Here is a 19,452-nt window from a genome sequence, read left to right as displayed (position 1 = left end):
TATTGATAAATATAAACAAGTTCAATAATGTTATTTTTTAGATCATTTAATTTTTGCCGGTTCACACTTTTCAATGAGAATAAATCATTATTTTCATAATGAGCTATGTAGACTGGCTACTGTAACTTAAAAGGCATATCTACTGCATGACTCATATTGAAAGCACATTTTCTGTTCTTGGTTTAAATTCTTTTCTTATTCAATCTTTAAACGAAATGAAGTATGTTAAACCTTCTCCTATTCAAGCAGCATGTATTCCTTTGCTTTTAAATGGACATGATGTATTAGGAATGGCTCAAACAGGTAGTGGTAAAACTGCTGCTTTTGCATTACCTTTATTACATAATCTTAATATTAATTTAACAGCCCCTCAAATTTTAGTTTTAGCTCCTACTAGAGAATTAGCTGTTCAAGTAGCTGAAGCATTTTCAGATTTTTCTAAATATATGATTGGTATTAATGTATTACCTTTGTATGGTGGTCAAAGATATGATTTACAATTGCGTGCTTTACGACAAGGTCCTCAAATTGTAGTCGGTACTCCAGGTCGTTTGTTAGATCATTTAAAAAGAGGAACGCTTAATCTTTCCAACTTACATGGTTTAGTTTTAGATGAAGCAGATGAAATGTTGCGTATGGGATTTATAGAAGATGTAGAAACAATTATGACAAAAATTCCAAAAAAACATCAAACTGCATTATTTTCAGCTACTATGCCAGAAGCTATACGTCGTATTTCCAAAAGATTTATGAATAGTCCAAAAGAAATAAAAATACAATCAAATATTACTACGCGTCCAGACATAAAACAAAGTTACTGGATGGTATATGGTCGAAAAACTGATGCATTAATTCGTTTTTTAGAAGTAGAAGATTTTTCTGCAACAATAATTTTTGTGAAAACTAAAAATGCAACTTTAGAAGTTGCTGAAGCATTAGAAAAAAACGGATATAATAGTGCTGCGTTAAATGGAGATATGAATCAAGCATTAAGAGAACAAACTTTAGAAAGATTAAAAAATGGCAGATTAGATATTTTAATTGCTACTGATGTTGCTGCTCGTGGTTTAGATGTTGATCGTATTAGTTTCGTTATTAATTATGATATTCCAATGGATTCAGAATCGTATGTACATCGTATAGGTCGAACAGGTCGAGCAGGTCGAACAGGTCGAGCATTATTATTTGTTGAAAACCGAGAACGTCGTTTATTGCGTAATATAGAATATACTATTAAACAATCTATTCCAGAAGTACAATTACCTAATATAGATTTATTATGTAAAAGACGTCTTGAAAAGTTTTCAAAAAAAGTTCAACAACAATTAGAAAGTCGAGATTTAGACGAATATAGTGCTTTATTAGATAAATTGTATTCGATAGATGATTTAGATATTAAAACTTTAGCTGCAGCTTTATTAAAAATGGCACAAGGTGAACGTCCCTTAATTATTAAAAAAGATTTAATTAAACGTCCATCTCCTCGTGAGAGTTTTTTAAGAGATGATCGTCGACGTGAAGATAAAAGAAATAATAATCGATTACGTCGTGAACGTCGTGAATGTAAAGAAATAGAGCTATATCGTATAGAAGTAGGTCGTAATGATGGTGTTGAAGTACGTCATATAGTTGGAGCAATTGCTAACGAAGGAAATGTGCATAGTCGTAATATCGGAAATATTAAACTTTTTTCTTCTTATTCTACAATTGAATTGCCTAAAGGCTCCTCAAAAGATTTATTACAAAAATTTGCTCGTACTAGAATTTTGAATAAATTAATTCACATAAAATTATTACGAGATACTCGTGCTTATGAAAGTAAAACATCTAATCGTGTTATACTTAATCGAGATAAAAATAGTAATCGTTTTATTTCTGAAAAGAATACAAATAAAACTAACGCTTCTAAAAAAAATGAACTTAAATCATCTTTTAGTCGTCGTAGAAATATCTAGTACTTTATTTTTATGCCGCTTTGCGGCATATTAATTTTTAATTAATAATCAACTATGTTTTAAATGCCATTGCTTCAATTTCTATCTTTACATTTTTAGGTAACGCTTGAACTTCAACACAAGATCGAGCTGGAAAATTTGATGTATGATCTAAAAAAAATTTTTTATAAATTTCATTAATAATATTAATTTTTTTTAAAGTAGTTGTAAATATTGTTATTTTAACAATATCTTTAATTTCAAATTTTGCATGTATTAAAATTGATTTAATATTTTTTAATACAAGATAAGTTTGTTCTGCAATATTATCTGGTATATGATGAGATATAATATCAATAGGTATTTGCCCTGATAATATAATCATGTTATTAATTTGAATAGCTTGAGAATAAGGTCCAATAGGTTTGGGGGCTGTTTGTGTTTTTATTATTTTATTCATTTGAATTATCACTTTTTTTTAATAAGAATATTTATGAAAAGATTGTTTTTTTACATACCTTTTTATAATACCTATATTTTTTATATATATATATATTGATTAAAATAATTAGTAATACGTATAAATTTTTATAGATTATTTAAATTTTTTATTAGATTTTTTTTTTATTACTTTTAAATAATATTTTTGAATTTATATTAATATATTTTTATTTCAGTCTATCTAAATAACTATAATAGTTTGTTATCAATATAGATCAGTTTAAATTTATAACATCATTTTTTAAAATATTTAATTTATATAATTAATTATACTTTTATTATTTTATCTTGAACTGTATTTCATGATTGTTTTGAAAATAACATTTAAATATTTTTATATATAAATTTATTAAATAAATTATTCAAAAAGTATACTTTTTGAAGAAATAATTATATAAATATATTTCATAATATTTAAGTGTATAATTTGTTTAATTTTTATTGTTAAAATATCACATATTTTTAATTAAATAATGTTAAACTCATAATTAGAATTATTGTGTTTTTAAAGAGATATTATATTTTATATTGTTTTAATTGAAAAATATTAATATTTAAATGAAGATTTTAAGTAATCTTATAAATAAGTATAAGTTTAAGTTTAATTAATTGAAATATAATCAAAATAACTTTTATTTTATATCAATTATTAAACAATATTATGAATTATGTAAATATACATACAAAAAAAATATAAAATTTTTAATTGTAATTTATAAAACTATATTTTAAAAATTTATTTGTTTTAACAAACTAGATATGAGAATTGCTTTTATAGTATGTAATCGATTCTCAGCTTGTTCAAAAATAATTTTTTCATTTTTTTGAAATACATCATTAGTTATTTCTACTCCATTTTTAAATCCATATTTTTTAAACAAATCTTTCCCAATTTCAGTATTATCGTCATGTAAAGCAGGAAGACAATGTAATACTTTTACATTTGGATTATTAGTCATATCTAACATTGCAGAATTGACTTGATAATTATGTAATAATTGAATTTTTTGTTTCCAAGTTTCTTTAGATTCTCCCATTGAAACCCAAACATCAGTATATATAAAATCTACATTTTTTACTCCTTGTTGAATATTTTCAGTACATATTATATTTGATGTATGATCGCTTGTTTTTGCTTGATAAAATTTTAATAGTTTTTTTTCTGGCCAATATTTTTTAGGTGCAATGAAACGAAGATCGAAATTACATAATAAAGCAGCTTCTAACAAACTATTTCCTATGTTATTACGCGTGTCTCCAACATATGCACATTTTATTTCATGAAATTTTTTATTTGGAAATATTTCTTGTATAGTTAATAAATCTGCAAATAATTGTGTTGGATGAAATTTTTCAGTCAATCCATTCCAAACTGGAACTTTTGAATATTTTGCTAAAATTTCTATTGTTTTATGATTATGTCCTCTATATTGAATGCCGTCATATAAACGTCCAAGTATTTTTGCTGTATCTTCAATTGATTCTTTTTTTCCAATATGAGTACTACCTGGTCCAAGGTATGTAATATGTGCTCCTTGATCAAATGCAGCTAATTCAAAAGCACATCTTGTCCTAGTTGATTCTTTTTCAAAAATTAAAGCAATGTTCTTTTTTTTAAGTAATTGAATTTCTTCATTATTTTTTTTATTTTGTTTTAATTTTTTAGATAATTTAATTATATGTTCTAACTCTAATAAATTAAAATCTAATAGTCTTAAACAATTACGTTTATAAAGATTGTTCATAATTAAAAACTCATTGTTAATATGAAAATATATTTTTATAAATTCAAATTGAAGAAAAATTATTTTTATAGTATATAATATTTTATATTAAATTTAAATTATATAAATAAAATTTTAAAAAAAAATAAAACATTTTGATTGAATATTATATTAAAATATTAGCAGCATATAAAAATATATTCTTTTTTTTAGTAAGAAAAATTTTAATATTAATCGTGTTAAATTGAATAAACTATTTTAAAATAAGTGAAAATGCTATGAATTTTTTTGTAAAAAACTGTTTATTAGAGCAAGAAAATACTGATTGCATTATTTTAGCGATTTTTTCATCATGTGAATTTTCTGAATCTTTACATGATTTAAATAAATGCAGTGATAATTATATTTCATCTTTAGTTAAGTTAGGTGATATTCAAGGTAAAATAGGAGAAACACTTTTATTATACAATATACCTAATATTATTTCGAAAAGAATATTATTAGTAGGTTGTGGAAATAAAAATAAAATACATAAATCAGATTTCAAAAAAATTATAGAAAGCAGTACAAAAGTGTTAAAAAAGCTTGCTGTCAAAAATGTAATTTATTCTTTTTCAGAATTAATTATTGATGTTAATAATAACATATATTGGATTATTAGAGTTTTGTTGCTTTCTATAGAAAATAGTTTCTATAATATTCTTAAAATAAATAGCGTTAAAAAAAATAATTTAAATATAAATCATATTACTTTTAACGTACTGATAAAATATGATTTACATCATGCACAAGTATCTTTAAAACATTCATTAGCAATCAGTCATGGTATTCAATCAGCTAAAAATTTAAGCAATTTACCACCAAATATTTGTAATCCATTATATTTATCTTATGAAGTAAAAAAATTATACAAAAAATATAAAAAAAATATTACTATCGAAATTATTGATATGGAGCAAATGAAAAAATTAGGAATGCATGCATATTTAGCTGTTGGCAACGGAGCAAGGAATAAATCTTTTATGTCTATAATTAAATATTCTAGAAAAGATATTATTACAAAAAAAACCATTGTTTTAGTAGGAAAGGGGTTAACATTTGATTCTGGTGGGATATCTATAAAACCTTCTGCTAATATGCATTATATGAAATATGATATGTGTGGTGCTGCAGCTGTATATGGTATATTAATTATGGTAGCTGAATTAGAACTTCCTTTAACAATAATAGGTATTTTATCTGGTTGTGAAAATATGCCGGGAAGTCAAGCTTTTAGACCTGGAGATGTGTTAACTACTATGTCAGGTAAAACAGTAGAGATATTAAATACAGATGCAGAAGGACGTTTAGTTTTATGTGATTCATTAACATATGTAGAACGTTTTGCTCCTGACATAGTCATTGATATTGCTACATTAACTGGAGCTTGTGTTACAGCTTTAGGAGAATCAATTAGTGGTCTTTTTAGCAATAATCAAGATCTTGAAAAACAATTATATCTTGCTTCACAACAAACAAATGATCAAGTATGGTCTTTACCATTAGTTTCAGAATATCAAAAAAAATTAACTTCTAATATTGCAGATTTTTCTAATACTGGAACAAGTTCTGCTGGAGCCATAACTGCAGCTTGTTTTCTTTCGAATTTCACAAAAAAATATAAATGGGCACATTTAGACATTGCTGGTACTGCATGGACGTCTAATAAAAAATCAGGCGCAACTGGACGTCCTGTAGAACTATTATGTCAATTTTTATTGAATCAACTAAATAATTATGATGAATAAATATTAAAAACCAATAAATAATTATTTGTTAAATATAAAAATCTTTTTATTGATATCTGGCAATATCGCCTTCTTTTTTATTAAAAAATAATAGTACAAAATTATGGAAAAAAATTATAATCCTAAATATCTTGAAGAATCTTTGTATAATTTTTGGGAAAAAAATGGATTTTTTAAACCTGATTATACAAAAAAAACAACATTTTGCATCATGATGCCTCCTCCTAATATTACAGGTAGTCTACATATGGGTCATGCATTTCAACAGACTATTATGGATGTTTTAATTCGTTATCATAGAATGCAAGGAAAAAACACATTTTGGCAAGTTGGAACAGATCATGCAGGTATCGCAACGCAAATATTAGTTGAACGTCAAATATTTTTAGACGAACAAAAAACTAAAAAAGATTATAGTAGACATGAATTTATAAAAAAAATTTGGATATGGAAAAAAAAATCTAGCGATATTATAAAAAAACAAATGAGACGTTTAGGTATATCAGTTGATTGGGAGCATGAAAAATTTACTTTAGATCCTGAAATATCTATTGCTGTAAGAGAAGCTTTTATTATATTTTATAAAAATAACTTTATTTATCAAAAAAAAAGATTAGTACATTGGGATACAAAATTAGAAACTGTAGTTTCAGATTTAGAAGTTGATCATCGTATAGTTAAAGGAAAAAAATGGTTTATTCGTTACCCAATTATTCAAAATGATTTTCTTATAAGAAATAAAATGAAATATTTAGTAGTTTCCACTACTAGACCTGAAACTTTATTAGGCGATACAGCTATTGCTATTAATCCTAAAGATCCGAATTATAGTTTTCTTATTGGAAAATTTGTGTTATCTCCTTTGGTAAATAGAGTAATTCCTATTATTGGAGATCAATATGCTAATTTAGAAAAAGGTACTGGTTGCGTTAAAATTACTCCTGCGCATGATTTCAATGATTATACAGTAGGTGTAAATCATAAATTACCCATGATTAATATTTTTACACTTGATGGTCGTATTAAGTCTAGTTCTGAAGTTTATAATCATAAAGGTGAAATATCTGATCAATATAGCGCATATATTCCATATCAATTTCAACAGTTAGATATTTTATCAGCACGAATAAAAGTTGTTGAAGAATTAGAAAAATTAAAATTAATTGAACATGTTGAAGGATCTGATATTGTTGTCCCTTATAGTGATAGAAGCGATTCTATTATCGAACCTATTCTTACAAATCAATGGTATTTAAAAACATCAAAATTAGCTCAAGAAGCTATTCATGCTGTAAAAAATAAAAAAATTAAGTTTATACCAGAACAATATGAAAGAATGTATTTATCTTGGATGAATAATATTGAAGATTGGTGTATTTCTCGTCAATTATGGTGGGGACACCGTATTCCAGTCTGGTATGATGATCAAAAAAATATATATGTTGGACAAAATGAAAAAGAAATACGTCAAAAATATAATATTTCAGAAAATATATTATTAGAGCAAGATACTGATGTATTAGATACATGGTTTTCTTCGGGTTTATGGACTTTTTCTACATTAGGATGGCCTAAAAAAACTAAGTTTTTAAAAATTTTTCATCCTACTAACATTATAGTAAGTGGATTTGATATCATTTTTTTTTGGATAGCTAGAATGATTATGTTAACAATGTATTTGATTAAAGATAAACATAATCATCCAGAAGTACCTTTTAAAAATATTTATATAACAGGATTAATTCGAGATGAATATGGAAAAAAAATGTCGAAATCAAAAGGAAATGTTATTGACCCATTAGACATGATAGATGGAATTTCTTTAAATAACTTAATTAAAAAAAGAATAAAAAATTTATTAAATCCAAAATTATCTAATAAAATTATTCAATGCACTTTAAAACAATTTCCAGAAGGTATTACATCTACTGGAACAGATGCATTACGTTTTACATTTTTAGCGTTAGCTTCTAGTACACGTGATATAAAATGGGACATGAATCGATTAAAAGGATATCGTAATTTTTGTAATAAACTGTGGCATGCTAGTAGATTTGTTATAAATAATACACAAAATCATCAGTTTATAAAATTTAATATGAATGATGATATGATTTTAGTAAATAAATGGATTTTAATAAAATTGAATCATACAATAAAATTATATCGTCAATCATTAGATACTTATCGATTTGATATTGCATCTAATATTTTATATGATTTTATTTGGAATATTTTTTGTGATTGGTATTTAGAATTTGTAAAAGTAATTATTAAAATAAGCGTACCTGAAGAAATTAATTCTACTAAAAATATTTTAATATATGTTCTAGAATCTATTTTAAAACTCTCACATCCTGTGATGCCTTTTATAACAGAAATTATTTGGCAACGTATTAAATTGATAAAAAATATTACAAAAAAAACAATTATGTTAGAACCTTTTCCAGAATATCATCAAAATTTATTTGATAAAAAAATATTAACAAATATGAACTGGATAAAAAAGATTGTTATTTTTTTAAGAAATATCAGAGTTAAAATGAATATTCGTTCTAATAAATTATTACCATTATTTATATATAATATAAATAATGAAAAAGAAAAAATTATTAAAGAAAATATATTACTTATAAAAAGTATATCTTTTTTAGATAGTATTACTATTATTTTTGAAACATATAATAAAGATTTATGTATTAAAGAAATTATAGATGGAGTAGAAATTTTTATTCCAATTATAAAAATAATCGACAAAGAAAAAGAATTAGAACGTTTAAAAAAAGAAAAAAATAAAATTAAAATCAATATATCTAAAATTCAAAATATAGTTTTTAATAAAAATTTTTTAAAATTTGCTCCAATAAATATAGTTAATCAAGAAAAAAATAAATTATTAGAATTAAATGACACATTAAAAAAAATATCTAATCAAATAAAAGTTTTACAAAATTAATTTGTATAAAATAATTTTATGTCTTATTTTATTACATTAACTAAAGGTATTGTATATGTCTATTCTACATAATCTTACTTCTAGAAATGAACTAAAAAAACGTATCTTATCTAACAATGATGAACGTTTAACATTATCTTTTTATAAATATTTTATCATTCATGATGTTAAAAAATATAGAGATATAATTTATCAATATTTTAATCAATATAATATTTTAGGACGTGTTTATATTGCTCAAGAAGGAATTAATGCGCAAATAAGTATTCCAAAACAATATTATTCATTATTAATAAAATTTTTAACTCAATTAGATACTCAATTAAAAAATTTACGTATTAATAAAGCATTAAATAATAATACTTCTTTCTGGGTTCTATCTGTTAAAATTAGACATAAAATTGTACAAGATGGTATTACGCAAGATTTTTTTAATCCTGATCATGTTGGTATTTATATTAAATCTAAAACTGTAAATTTAATGTTAAATGACAAAAATACGATCTTTGTTGATATGAGAAATTCTTATGAATATGCTATTGGTCATTTTGAAAATGCAATAGAAATTAAAAGCTCAACTTTTCGTGAACAGTTAAAAACTGTAATAAAGGTAATGAGTTATGCCAAAAATAAGAACATTGTTATGTATTGTACTGGTGGTATTCGTTGTGAAAAGGCAACTGCTTGGATGCTTTTTAATGGTTTTAAAAATATATATCACATAGATGGAGGAATTCTTGGTTATGTACATGATGCTAAAAAAAAAGGATTACCAATTTTATTCAAGGGAAGTAATTTTGTTTTTGATTATCGCATGAGTGAAAAAATTTCAAATGAAATAATATCTTTTTGTCAACAATGTAATCAACCTGCTGATACTTATGTGAACTGTCAATATAATTTATGTCATCTTCTTTTTATTCAATGTTATCAATGCATGATATATTTTCAAAAATGTTGTTCTACATTATGTATGAAAAATTATGCATTACAAAAATAATATTTTTGATGCTTTTTAAAAATAAAAATAATTTTTATATGATGATTTTAATATCATGTAATATTTTTTTGATGTATTTTTTTTTCTAATTTTTCCCAATACATCATATTGTGTGTTAGTTTTTTTTCTTCTTTAGATAATGTGTGAAGTATTGGTAATTTTTCTTCTAATTTTTTTTTAAAAAAATTTGGTTCATTAATTAATTTTTGTAAATTTTTAATTATTTCTTCTATTTTTTCTATTTTATGTAATGTTTGATTTAATTCCTTGATTAAAGTATTTGATATTTTTGTTTTTATATTTTTTGAAGAAACATGGCATATTTTTTGTTTGATTATTAAATTATTATTTGTTTTTTTAAAAGATTTGTAATTTCCTAAATGAGTTTCAATATGTCCATTTTTTTTAAATAACCAACATTTATTAACTGTATTATTAATAAAAGTTTCGTCATGACTAACAATTAAAACAGTACCTGTATAGTTTATAATAATTTTTTCTATTAATTGCAAAGTATCTAAATCTAGATCATTTGTTGGTTCATCAAGAATTAAGACATTACTAGGTTGTAAAAATAATTGAGCTAGCAATAATCTATTACATTCTCCACCAGATAATGTTTTCACTAAAGATTTTAATTGATTAGGTTTAAAAAGAAAGTTTTTTAGATAACTTATTATATGTATTTCTTTACCATTTAAAGAAAAATACTCTTTACCATAAGATATATTTTCAATAATAGATTTATTTAGATTTAAAGCAGATCGGTTTTGATCAAAATATGATATTTTTAATTGATTACTTATGTAAATTTTTCCTGTTTTAGGTTGATTTATTCCTAATAAAATTTTAATTAATGTGCTTTTTCCACATCCATTATCACCGATTAATCCAATTTTATCTCCATACTGAACAATTGATGAAAAATTTTGGATAATAATTTTTTTATTAATTAAATATTTTATATTTTCTAATTTAAAAACAATTTTTCCTATGTATTTTTTAGATTCATTAATTGAAATACTATTCAATATTTCTATTTTTTTATAATCATGATCTTCTTGTCTTAAAATTTTTAAATTTTGCACTCTTCCTTCATTTCGTGTAGATCTTGCCTTAAGATTCTTTTTCATCCATTGTTCTTCTTTATTTAAATTTTTATCAAATAATTTTTTTTGTATTATTTCAATACGATTGCTTTCATTTTTTAGTTTGATAAAATTGTTATAATTTCCTGGCCAAGAAATTAATTTTCCGCGATCTAGATCTACAATACGAGTAGATATATTTTGAATAAAATTTCTATCATGTGATACAAATAAAATACTACCAGAAAATTTTTTTAAGAATTTTTCTAGCCATTGAATAGTTTTTATATCTAAATGATTAGTAGGTTCATCTAGTAAAAGTATATCAGGCTCTCCTATTAATGTACGTGCTAAAGTTGCTTTTCTTAATAAACCTCCAGATAAATCGGATAGTAAAGAATATTTATTTAATTTAATTAATTCAATAAATTTATTTATTTGTATTATATTTTTTATGTGGTGTTTTTCATTGTATGTTTTATTATTAAATCCTTCATAAATAAAATCATTTAAGGAGATATTTAGATTTATAGGATTATCTTGTTTTAAATAAGATATTTTTATATTTTTTTTATAAATAACATCACCAAGATCTAAATCTTGTTGTTTATTAATGACTTTTAATAAAGTTGATTTACCAGTTCCATTTTTTCCAATTAAACATACTCTTTCATTTTTTTTAAGAGATAATGTACTATTTTTCAGGATGTTTACATTATTAAATGTTAAATAAGCATTTTTCAAATGAATCAAAGACATAAATTGTTTAATCCTTTAAATTTATTGTATATGCTGTATTAGCCATGAATGATAATTATTAGAATATTTTAAATAATCTTTTGATTGTACTTGTTGAGTAATTTTTTTTGCATATAATTTGATCTTGTTCATAAAATTATAATCAAGTTCAAAATTTTTTGTAGAACTAGAAAAAATAATATAACCATGATAACGTAAAATTTTTTTTAAATTAATCATCAAATTAAAATAATCTTTTTTTACGTCAAATGATTGATTCATATTTTTAGAATTAGAAAAAGTTGGTGGATTAATAAATATTAAATCAAATGTTTTATGAGTCTTTTTTATCCATTTTAAACAATCAGATTTAATAAAAATATGTTGAGATCCAGTTAAATTATTAATAGCCATATTTTTCATAGACCATTTAATATAAGTATTAGAAATATCTATACTAGTGGTGCTTTTAGCATTACCTAATCCAGCATATACACTAGCAGTAGCAGTATATGAAAATAAATTAAGAAAATCTTTATCATAAGACATTTTACCTAATAATTTTCTTAAAATTCTTTTATCAGAAAATAATCCAGTATCTATATAATCTATTAAATTGACTAAAAATTTTGCATGATATTCTTGAATTAAAATAAAATTATTACTATTAGATAGCTTTTTATACTGTGTTTTATGTGTATTTTTTTTTCTAATTTTGAAAATTATATTATCTATTGAAACAGATAATATTTTTTTAGTATAGTAGATAGCATCACATAATCTTCTTAAAGTTTTATAACTATGTATTTCTTTTGGAGCTTGATATTCTTGAATTACTATCCAATTTTTATAAACATCTACTATGATATTATAATTTGGCAAATCAGCATTATATATACGAAAACATTCTATATTTTGAATATCAGCCCATTTTTTAAATTTTTTAAAATTTTTTTTTAATCTATTTTCGTATTCATTATTTATGATAACTTTATTTTTTAAATAAATAGTATAGTTATGTTGAATGCAATCTAATGAACCATTTTTAAAAAAATATTTTTTGTTAGGTTTCATTTGCAAGAAATTGAATAAAAATTTTGATGCGCTAAATATAGATAATTTCCAATTTTCAAAATAATTTTTAGATATGATACCCAATTGTATATATAAACTTACTAATTGGCTTTCAGTTTTATATCTATTTCCATATGGTGGATTAGTTAACAATATTCCTGATTCTATTTTTGTTTGATTTATGTTTTTAAAATTTTCTAGATTTTGTGTTTTAAACTCAATGATTTTTAATACGCCTGCATGTAATGCATTAATTTTAGCTTTTTTTATGATGTCTGTATTTGAATCATATCCTATAAAAAAATTTTTTAGACATGTTTGCATACCGATTTCAAATTTTTCTTTTGCTTCTTGTATAATTTGCGTCCATATTTTTTTATTATAATCTTTCCATGATTGAAACCCCCATTTTGATCTTTTGAGCCCTGGTGCTCTATTAGAAGCCATCATAGCTGCTTCAATTAATAAAGTTCCTGAACCACACATGGGGTCAATTATTGGTAAATTTTTATTCCATCCTGAATTAATAATTATTGCGCTAGCTAAATTTTCTTTAATTGGAGTTTGATTAAAAAATTTACGATATCCTCTTTTATGTAAAGATTCTCCACTTAAATCTAGCATTACATGTATTATATTATTATTTAATAATAATAATTTTATTCGAATATCTGGTTCAATTAAATTAATATTTAGACGAATACAATATTTTTTTCTAAATTGATCAATAATTGCATCTTTTGTAATTAATGCTCCAAACAAACTATTACGTATAATATTATTTGTTCCTTTAAAATTAATAGCAAAAGTGCTATTTTTATAAAAAATTTTATTCCAATCAATATCATATATTTTTAAATAAAGATCTTGGCTATTTTTTATATAAAAATTTGTAATACATAAAAAAATACGTGACGCAATACGACTCCACATTAAAGTTTTATATAACAAAAAATCATTTGCTTCATAATAAACTCCTCCATTTATAATAGTACTATTTTTAATTCCTAAACGTAATAATTCTTGTTTTAGTAATTGCTCAGTTCCAAAGTGAGTACTTGCAAACAAATAATTTATTTTCATTTTTATACTAGTTGTATTTAATTGAATTTAATTTTTTTAAAGATATATTATATCTGTTTATTTGATATAATAATTTATAGAGACATTTATTAAAATATAATAAAATTATGTCTTGATAACATCATAAAATATTTTATTTATTATTAATTATATATTGCACTAATTAAGTTTATAATATAATAGATAGTATTAACAAAAAAATTTTATCATAAATATAATTATATCATTGTTTTTTTAAAGAATTCACTTAATATTTGTATATCTTATAGATTGTATAAATATAATACTAATAAATAATTTTAATTAATATCAATGCAAAAAAATATTATAGAAATTTTATATATCATAAATCATTTTAAAATTTATATTAATTATTCAATTAACAATTCAATCAAATTTTTTTCTATGAATATATTTTTAGATAGATTAAAATGGTATTTTTAAAGATTGTAAAATGATTTTATATAATCTTGAATTTTTTTGTATTAAAAAATAATATGTTGATATTTTTTTTTGATTTGCTAGTTTAATATTATTTTGATTATTGTTAATATTATTAATATTTATGTTTTAAAGCATGAAATTTTGATATTATTAAACTTATTTTTTTATAATTAAATGTTTATATTAAACTTTTAAAATATTTTTTTAAAAATTTTAAATTAGGTATTAAAAAATGTAAAAAATATTTTTTGTTTAACGTTTAACAAAAAAAAATAAATAAAAAACTAATTTTATTTGAAAATGCACATTCATAATATTTTATTTTTATTTTAGTTCTAATAAAATTGTATGTTAGACAGTAATATATATATTTATTTTCTATGAGTACATTATTTTATAATAAATATTTAATAGTTTTATGTTTTTAAATACTGAAATATTATAAAAAATTAAATTTTTCAAATTATATTAAAAAAAAATAATAGTTTACGAGTTCAATAATAAAACATTATAATTCTTATTTAATATAGATTGAAATTCATAAAATCATAACAAAAATATTTTTAGATATTAATAGATTTTTTTATATTTGCAATTTTATGGTATATTTTTATATTAATATTTCAATAATATTAAATTTTATTAAAATATAAAACTGTGTAATATTTATTTTACAATAGCTGTTTTATATAAAACAGTATAATCAAATAAGAAAAAAACTATGAAACAATATCATAATCCAATAATAAAAACATTGCTTGATACTGATGCATATAAATTTCATATGCAACAAGCTATTTTTTATCATTATGATAATGTTCATGTAGTTTCTGAGTTTTTTTGTAGAGGAGAAAATAATTTAGGTTGTTATGCGAATATTTTATTAGAACAGATTAATATGATGCAATCTTTATCTTTAAGTCATGCAGAATATATGTATCTAATTTCTTTTCCATATTTTAAAAGAAAATATCTAAACTGGTTAAAAAATTTTCGTTATAATATTGCGCAAGTGAAAATTAAAAATCATCGAGGACAATTAAAGATTCGTATCAGTGGTTTATGGAAAGAAATAATATTATGGGAAGTACCTATTTTATCTTTAATTAGTGAAATATTTCATTATAATTTATCTCCAAATATTAATACTCAACTAGCTATTACACACTTAGATAATAAATTAAAAAAATTTTTTAATAATACGAATACATTAGATTTATCTCATTTAAAAATTGTTGATTTTGGCACAAGAAGACGGTTTTCTTATGATGTTCAATTATCTGTTATTGAAAGATTAAAAAAAATATGTCCTTTTTTTATTGGTTCCAGTAACTATCATATATCTCGTGTATTACAATTAAAACCTGTAGGAACACAAGCGCATGAATGGTTTCAAGCGCATCAACAAATTAGTACTAATTTGAAAAATAGTCAGATTTTAGCTTTAAAAATATGGCTACGTCAGTACAAAAATTATTTAAATATTGCTCTGACAGATTCAATTAATATGAATGCTTTTTTAAGTGATTTTAATTTCAGTTTAGCTTCTTCTTATCAAGGAATCAGACATGATTCTGGTGATCCATTTAAATGGTCTGAAAAAGCTATTAAACATTATAATAAATTAGGTATTAATCCTTTAACTAAAACGTTATTGTTTTCTGATAATTTAAATTTTGAAAAAATTATATTTTTATATAAAAATTTTTATAGAAAGATTAATATGATATTTGGTATTGGAACACAATTAACTTGCGATATTCCATATGTTAAGCCTTTAAATATTGTTATTAAATTAGTGAAATGCAATGGTAAACCTGTGGCTAAAATATCTGATAGTCCAGGTAAAACATATTGTGTAGATTCACATTTTTTAAATATTTTATGTAAAACATTTGATGTATCGTTAAATAAATAGATAAAATTACATGTTAAAATATCAATAATAATAATTCAATATATTTAGTAAGGTAATATAAATATCATTTATATTTCTATTTTACAATCTATATTGCTTCAATAAGTACTTGTTTTAATATAATTAAAATTTATTTTTTAGAAAATATAAAAAGTTTTTAATATTTTAAAAAAATTCTATAATCTATTTTCAAATAAGCAATAAGAAATGTAGGAAATATTATATGAATGTAGTATCAATATTAAATATATATAAAGATGATATTGTAGTAAATAGTTGTATTACTATACGCGGATGGGTCAAAAGTTGTAGAAGTTCAAAATTAGGTTTTTCTTTTATTTCTGTTTATGATGGTTCATGCGTTGAGTCAATACAAGTTATTGCTAAAAATATTTTATCTAATTATTATACAGATGTATTACGTTTGACTATTGGCTGTTCTGTTATAGTTACTGGAAAATTAATATTTTCTATTGGTATTAAACAAAAATATGAAATTGAATTAAAAAAAATTGAAGTATTAGGTTGGATTGAAAATCCAGATACTTATCCAGTTTCTGCTAAAAAACATAGTATGGAATATTTAAGGAAAGTAGCTCATTTAAGATCAAGAACAAATTTAATAGGTGTTGTATCTAGAATAAGAAATCATGTCATGCAATCATTACATCGTTTTTTTGATAAAAATAATTATTTTTGGGTACCTACACCTATTATAACTAGTTTAAATACTGAAGGTGCAGGTGATATGTTTCGTGTGTCAACATTAGATATGAAAAATATTCCTAAGAATGAAGATGGATCTGTTAATTTTAAAAAAGATTTTTTTGGGAAAGAATCTTTTTTAACTGTTTCAGGTCAATTAAATATTGAAACATATGCTTGTTCTTTATCAAAAGTTTATACTTTTGGTCCTATATTTCGAGCTGAAAATTCTAATACTGTACGTCATTTATCAGAATTTTGGATGCTAGAAGTAGAATCAGCTTTTTCTGACTTAAATGATATATTAGATTTTTCTGAATACATGTTAAAATATATTTGTAAATCTGTATTAAAACATTGTTTATCAGATATCAGTTTTCTTAAAAATTATACTGATACCCAAATCATTAATCGTTTAGAAAAATTATTATCATCTGATTATGTACGTATAGATTATATAGATGCTGTAAGTATTTTACAGGAATCTAAAGCACAATTTAACGAATCTGTTTTTTTAGGAATGGATTTATCTTCAGAACATGAACGTTTTATTGTAGAAAAATATTTTAAAAATCCTGTAATCATCAAAAATTATCCAAAAGAATTAAAAGCATTTTACATGAGATTAAATAATGATAATAAAACTGTTGCAGCAATGGATTTATTAGTTCCTAATATTGGCGAATTAATTGGTGGTTCACAACGTGAAGAACGTATTTCAATTTTAGATCAACGTTTATTAGAATTAGGCTTAAAACAAGAAGATTATTGGTGGTATCGTGATCTTCGTCGATATGGTACGGTGCCGCATTCTGGTTTTGGTATGGGTTTTGAACGATTACTCTCTTATATTACTGGAATTGTAAATATAAGAGATCTTATTCCATTCCCGAGAACTGTTAACAATGCTAATTTTTAATTATAATATTTTGATATTTTGTATAATATTTTTTTTAGTATTCCTATAAAGTATTTTATTTATATATAGTCTTGATATATACATATAAAATATATTACTTCAATAAGTAATTTTATTTTATATTGATAAATTAATATTGATTTAAATTATTTTTACTAAAAGGTAGTATAAAAAATTATGACAAATCGTAAATCTTTAGCAATTATCATACCAATTTTATTAGGAATGAGTAATGGAATTAATGCCGCAGAAATTTTTAATAAAAATGGTAATCAACTTAAATTGTACGGTAGTATTAATCCTAATTATAAATTATCTCATGGTTTTTTATCAAGCACAATTACATCTAATTCAGATGACACAAATGCTATTTTAGGTTTATCAGGGACAATAAATATCAATGATGAACTATTAAGCTATGGTACTCTTGAATATCAAACTCATTTTTCATATCCAGAAAAATTATTGAATGCACAACAGTCTAATACTGTTCGTTTAGGATATGCTGGTTTTAAATATGCTGATTGGGGTTCAATCGATTATGGGCGTAATTATGGAATTTTTAATGATGTTCAATTATTAACTAATCATATGCCATATATTAATCAAGATAGTTTCTTTAATCATCATGATCATTATATGATAGGTCGAAATAATGGTTTACTAACTTATAGAAATAATAATGTTTTTGGTTTAGTAGATGGAGTTAGTTTTGCAGTACAATATCAAGATGCAGCAAAAAATCAATCAAATAAGAAACAAAAAGGTGATATTTGGGGTGCATCTGTAAAATATGAGACTGATATTGGTTTTACTGCTGTTGGTTCTTTCTTTTCGTCTCCAAATTTATTTTTGAATAAAGATGATAAAAATAATAAGAGTGATAATATTGGAGCATATGGATTAGGCTTTAAATATAATGTAAATAATGTATATATTGCAGCTTTTTATGGTGAAGCACGTAATTTAATACCAGATAATGTTATTAATAATAACGAAGCAACTAATAATAACAATAATAATCAAGATAATACAAAGCCATATATTAATACAACACAAAATATTGAAGCTATTGCTGAATATGATTTTCATTCAGGTTTTTACTCTGCTTTAAGTTACTTAGATTCAAAGAAACAAACATCCATTTTTAAAGATGGAGCAAATAAAAATGATATAACATCATCAAAACAAATTAATATTTCTACACGTTACGAATTTAATAAAAATATTTCTACATATATGAATTATAAAATTAATTTATTAAAAAATGATAATGCTGACAAAAACCAAAACAATTTTACAGATAATACTATTGGTGCTGGAATAGTTTATCAGTTTTAATCTTATTTAAAAATATAATTATTTATAAAAAGTGTAAAATTTTATCTAGATATATTGGATGTTAAGAGTCAGAACTTTCTATTGAATATTATAAATAATCATATCTATTTTAAATTTTGCAAAAAATAATTATTTATGAAATTTAGTAGAAAGGACTGCTCTTATTAATATTAATAATAGTATTTATCATTTTATATATTTGCAATTATATATTAACAAATATATAAAACGTTAAATAAT

At 22.5% G+C, this 19,452-nt stretch carries 11 protein-coding genes; 7 read left to right on the top strand and 4 right to left on the bottom strand.

The genetic code is table 11. The features are described 5' to 3' along the window. Window positions 1-146 precede the first annotated feature (146 nt). Window positions 147-1,955: a DEAD/DEAH family ATP-dependent RNA helicase gene (locus BUAMB_RS01745; RefSeq protein ID WP_014500063.1), complete on the top strand. Its 1,809-nt coding sequence runs from the start codon at window positions 147-149 to the stop codon at window positions 1,953-1,955. Window positions 1,956-2,007: 52 nt separating this feature from the next. Here BUAMB_RS01745 and BUAMB_RS01740 read toward each other — a convergent pair whose 3' ends face one another. Together BUAMB_RS01740 and argF are read right to left on the bottom strand one after the other, a co-directional pair. After that, window positions 2,008-2,394 carry a Rid family detoxifying hydrolase gene (locus BUAMB_RS01740; protein WP_014500062.1) on the bottom strand — a complete coding sequence of 129 codons (387 nt, stop codon included), beginning with the start codon at window positions 2,392-2,394 and terminating at the stop codon, window positions 2,008-2,010. Window positions 2,395-3,163: 769 nt separating this feature from the next. Then, entirely contained in the window at window positions 3,164-4,180 is a 1,017-nt protein-coding gene (gene argF / locus BUAMB_RS01735) for an ornithine carbamoyltransferase (RefSeq protein ID WP_014500061.1), read from the bottom strand. Window positions 4,181-4,437: 257 nt separating this feature from the next. On the opposite strand from argF, the gene BUAMB_RS01730 reads away from it, so the two are divergent. The 3 genes from BUAMB_RS01730 to BUAMB_RS01720 all read left to right on the top strand — a co-directional run bounded on the left by BUAMB_RS01730 (window position 4,438) and on the right by BUAMB_RS01720 (window position 9,902). Beyond that, window positions 4,438-5,946: a leucyl aminopeptidase gene (locus BUAMB_RS01730; RefSeq protein WP_014500060.1), complete on the top strand. Its 1,509-nt coding sequence runs from the start codon at window positions 4,438-4,440 to the stop codon at window positions 5,944-5,946. Between the two features lie 103 nt (window positions 5,947-6,049). After that, complete coding sequence (locus BUAMB_RS01725) at window positions 6,050-8,902, top strand: valine--tRNA ligase (RefSeq protein ID WP_014500059.1); 2,853 nt, start codon at window positions 6,050-6,052, stop codon at window positions 8,900-8,902. A 55-nt stretch (window positions 8,903-8,957) separates the two neighbouring features. Further along, window positions 8,958-9,902 carry a rhodanese-related sulfurtransferase gene (locus BUAMB_RS01720; protein WP_014500058.1) on the top strand — a complete coding sequence of 315 codons (945 nt, stop codon included), beginning with the start codon at window positions 8,958-8,960 and terminating at the stop codon, window positions 9,900-9,902. A gap of 53 nt (window positions 9,903-9,955) precedes the next feature. Here BUAMB_RS01720 and BUAMB_RS01715 read toward each other — a convergent pair whose 3' ends face one another. Together BUAMB_RS01715 and rlmKL are read right to left on the bottom strand one after the other, a co-directional pair. After that, window positions 9,956-11,749: an ATP-binding cassette domain-containing protein gene (locus tag BUAMB_RS01715; RefSeq protein WP_014500057.1), complete on the bottom strand. Its 1,794-nt coding sequence runs from the start codon at window positions 11,747-11,749 to the stop codon at window positions 9,956-9,958. A 21-nt stretch (window positions 11,750-11,770) separates the two neighbouring features. After that, complete coding sequence (gene rlmKL / locus BUAMB_RS01710; RefSeq protein ID WP_014500056.1) at window positions 11,771-13,885, bottom strand: bifunctional 23S rRNA (guanine(2069)-N(7))-methyltransferase RlmK/23S rRNA (guanine(2445)-N(2))-methyltransferase RlmL; 2,115 nt, start codon at window positions 13,883-13,885, stop codon at window positions 11,771-11,773. A 1,165-nt stretch (window positions 13,886-15,050) separates the two neighbouring features. On the opposite strand from rlmKL, the gene pncB reads away from it, so the two are divergent. From pncB to BUAMB_RS01695, 3 genes are all read left to right on the top strand, one after another. Next, window positions 15,051-16,247: a nicotinate phosphoribosyltransferase gene (pncB, locus tag BUAMB_RS01705; RefSeq protein WP_014500055.1), complete on the top strand. Its 1,197-nt coding sequence runs from the start codon at window positions 15,051-15,053 to the stop codon at window positions 16,245-16,247. Window positions 16,248-16,470: 223 nt separating this feature from the next. Further along, a complete protein-coding gene (gene asnS / locus BUAMB_RS01700; protein WP_014500054.1) occupies window positions 16,471-17,871 on the top strand; it encodes an asparagine--tRNA ligase in 1,401 nt (466 codons plus the stop codon). 177 nt (window positions 17,872-18,048) lie between these two features. Beyond that, window positions 18,049-19,212 carry a porin gene (locus BUAMB_RS01695; protein WP_014500053.1) on the top strand — a complete coding sequence of 388 codons (1,164 nt, stop codon included), beginning with the start codon at window positions 18,049-18,051 and terminating at the stop codon, window positions 19,210-19,212. The last annotated feature ends 240 nt before the right edge of the window (window positions 19,213-19,452 follow it).

The sequence above is a fragment of the Buchnera aphidicola str. Ua (Uroleucon ambrosiae) genome (genome assembly GCF_000225465.1).
Classification (GTDB): domain Bacteria; phylum Pseudomonadota; class Gammaproteobacteria; order Enterobacterales; family Enterobacteriaceae; genus Buchnera; species Buchnera aphidicola_B.
Note: the sequence above shows the minus strand (reverse complement) of the source record. Positions and strands in the feature narration are given on the sequence as shown.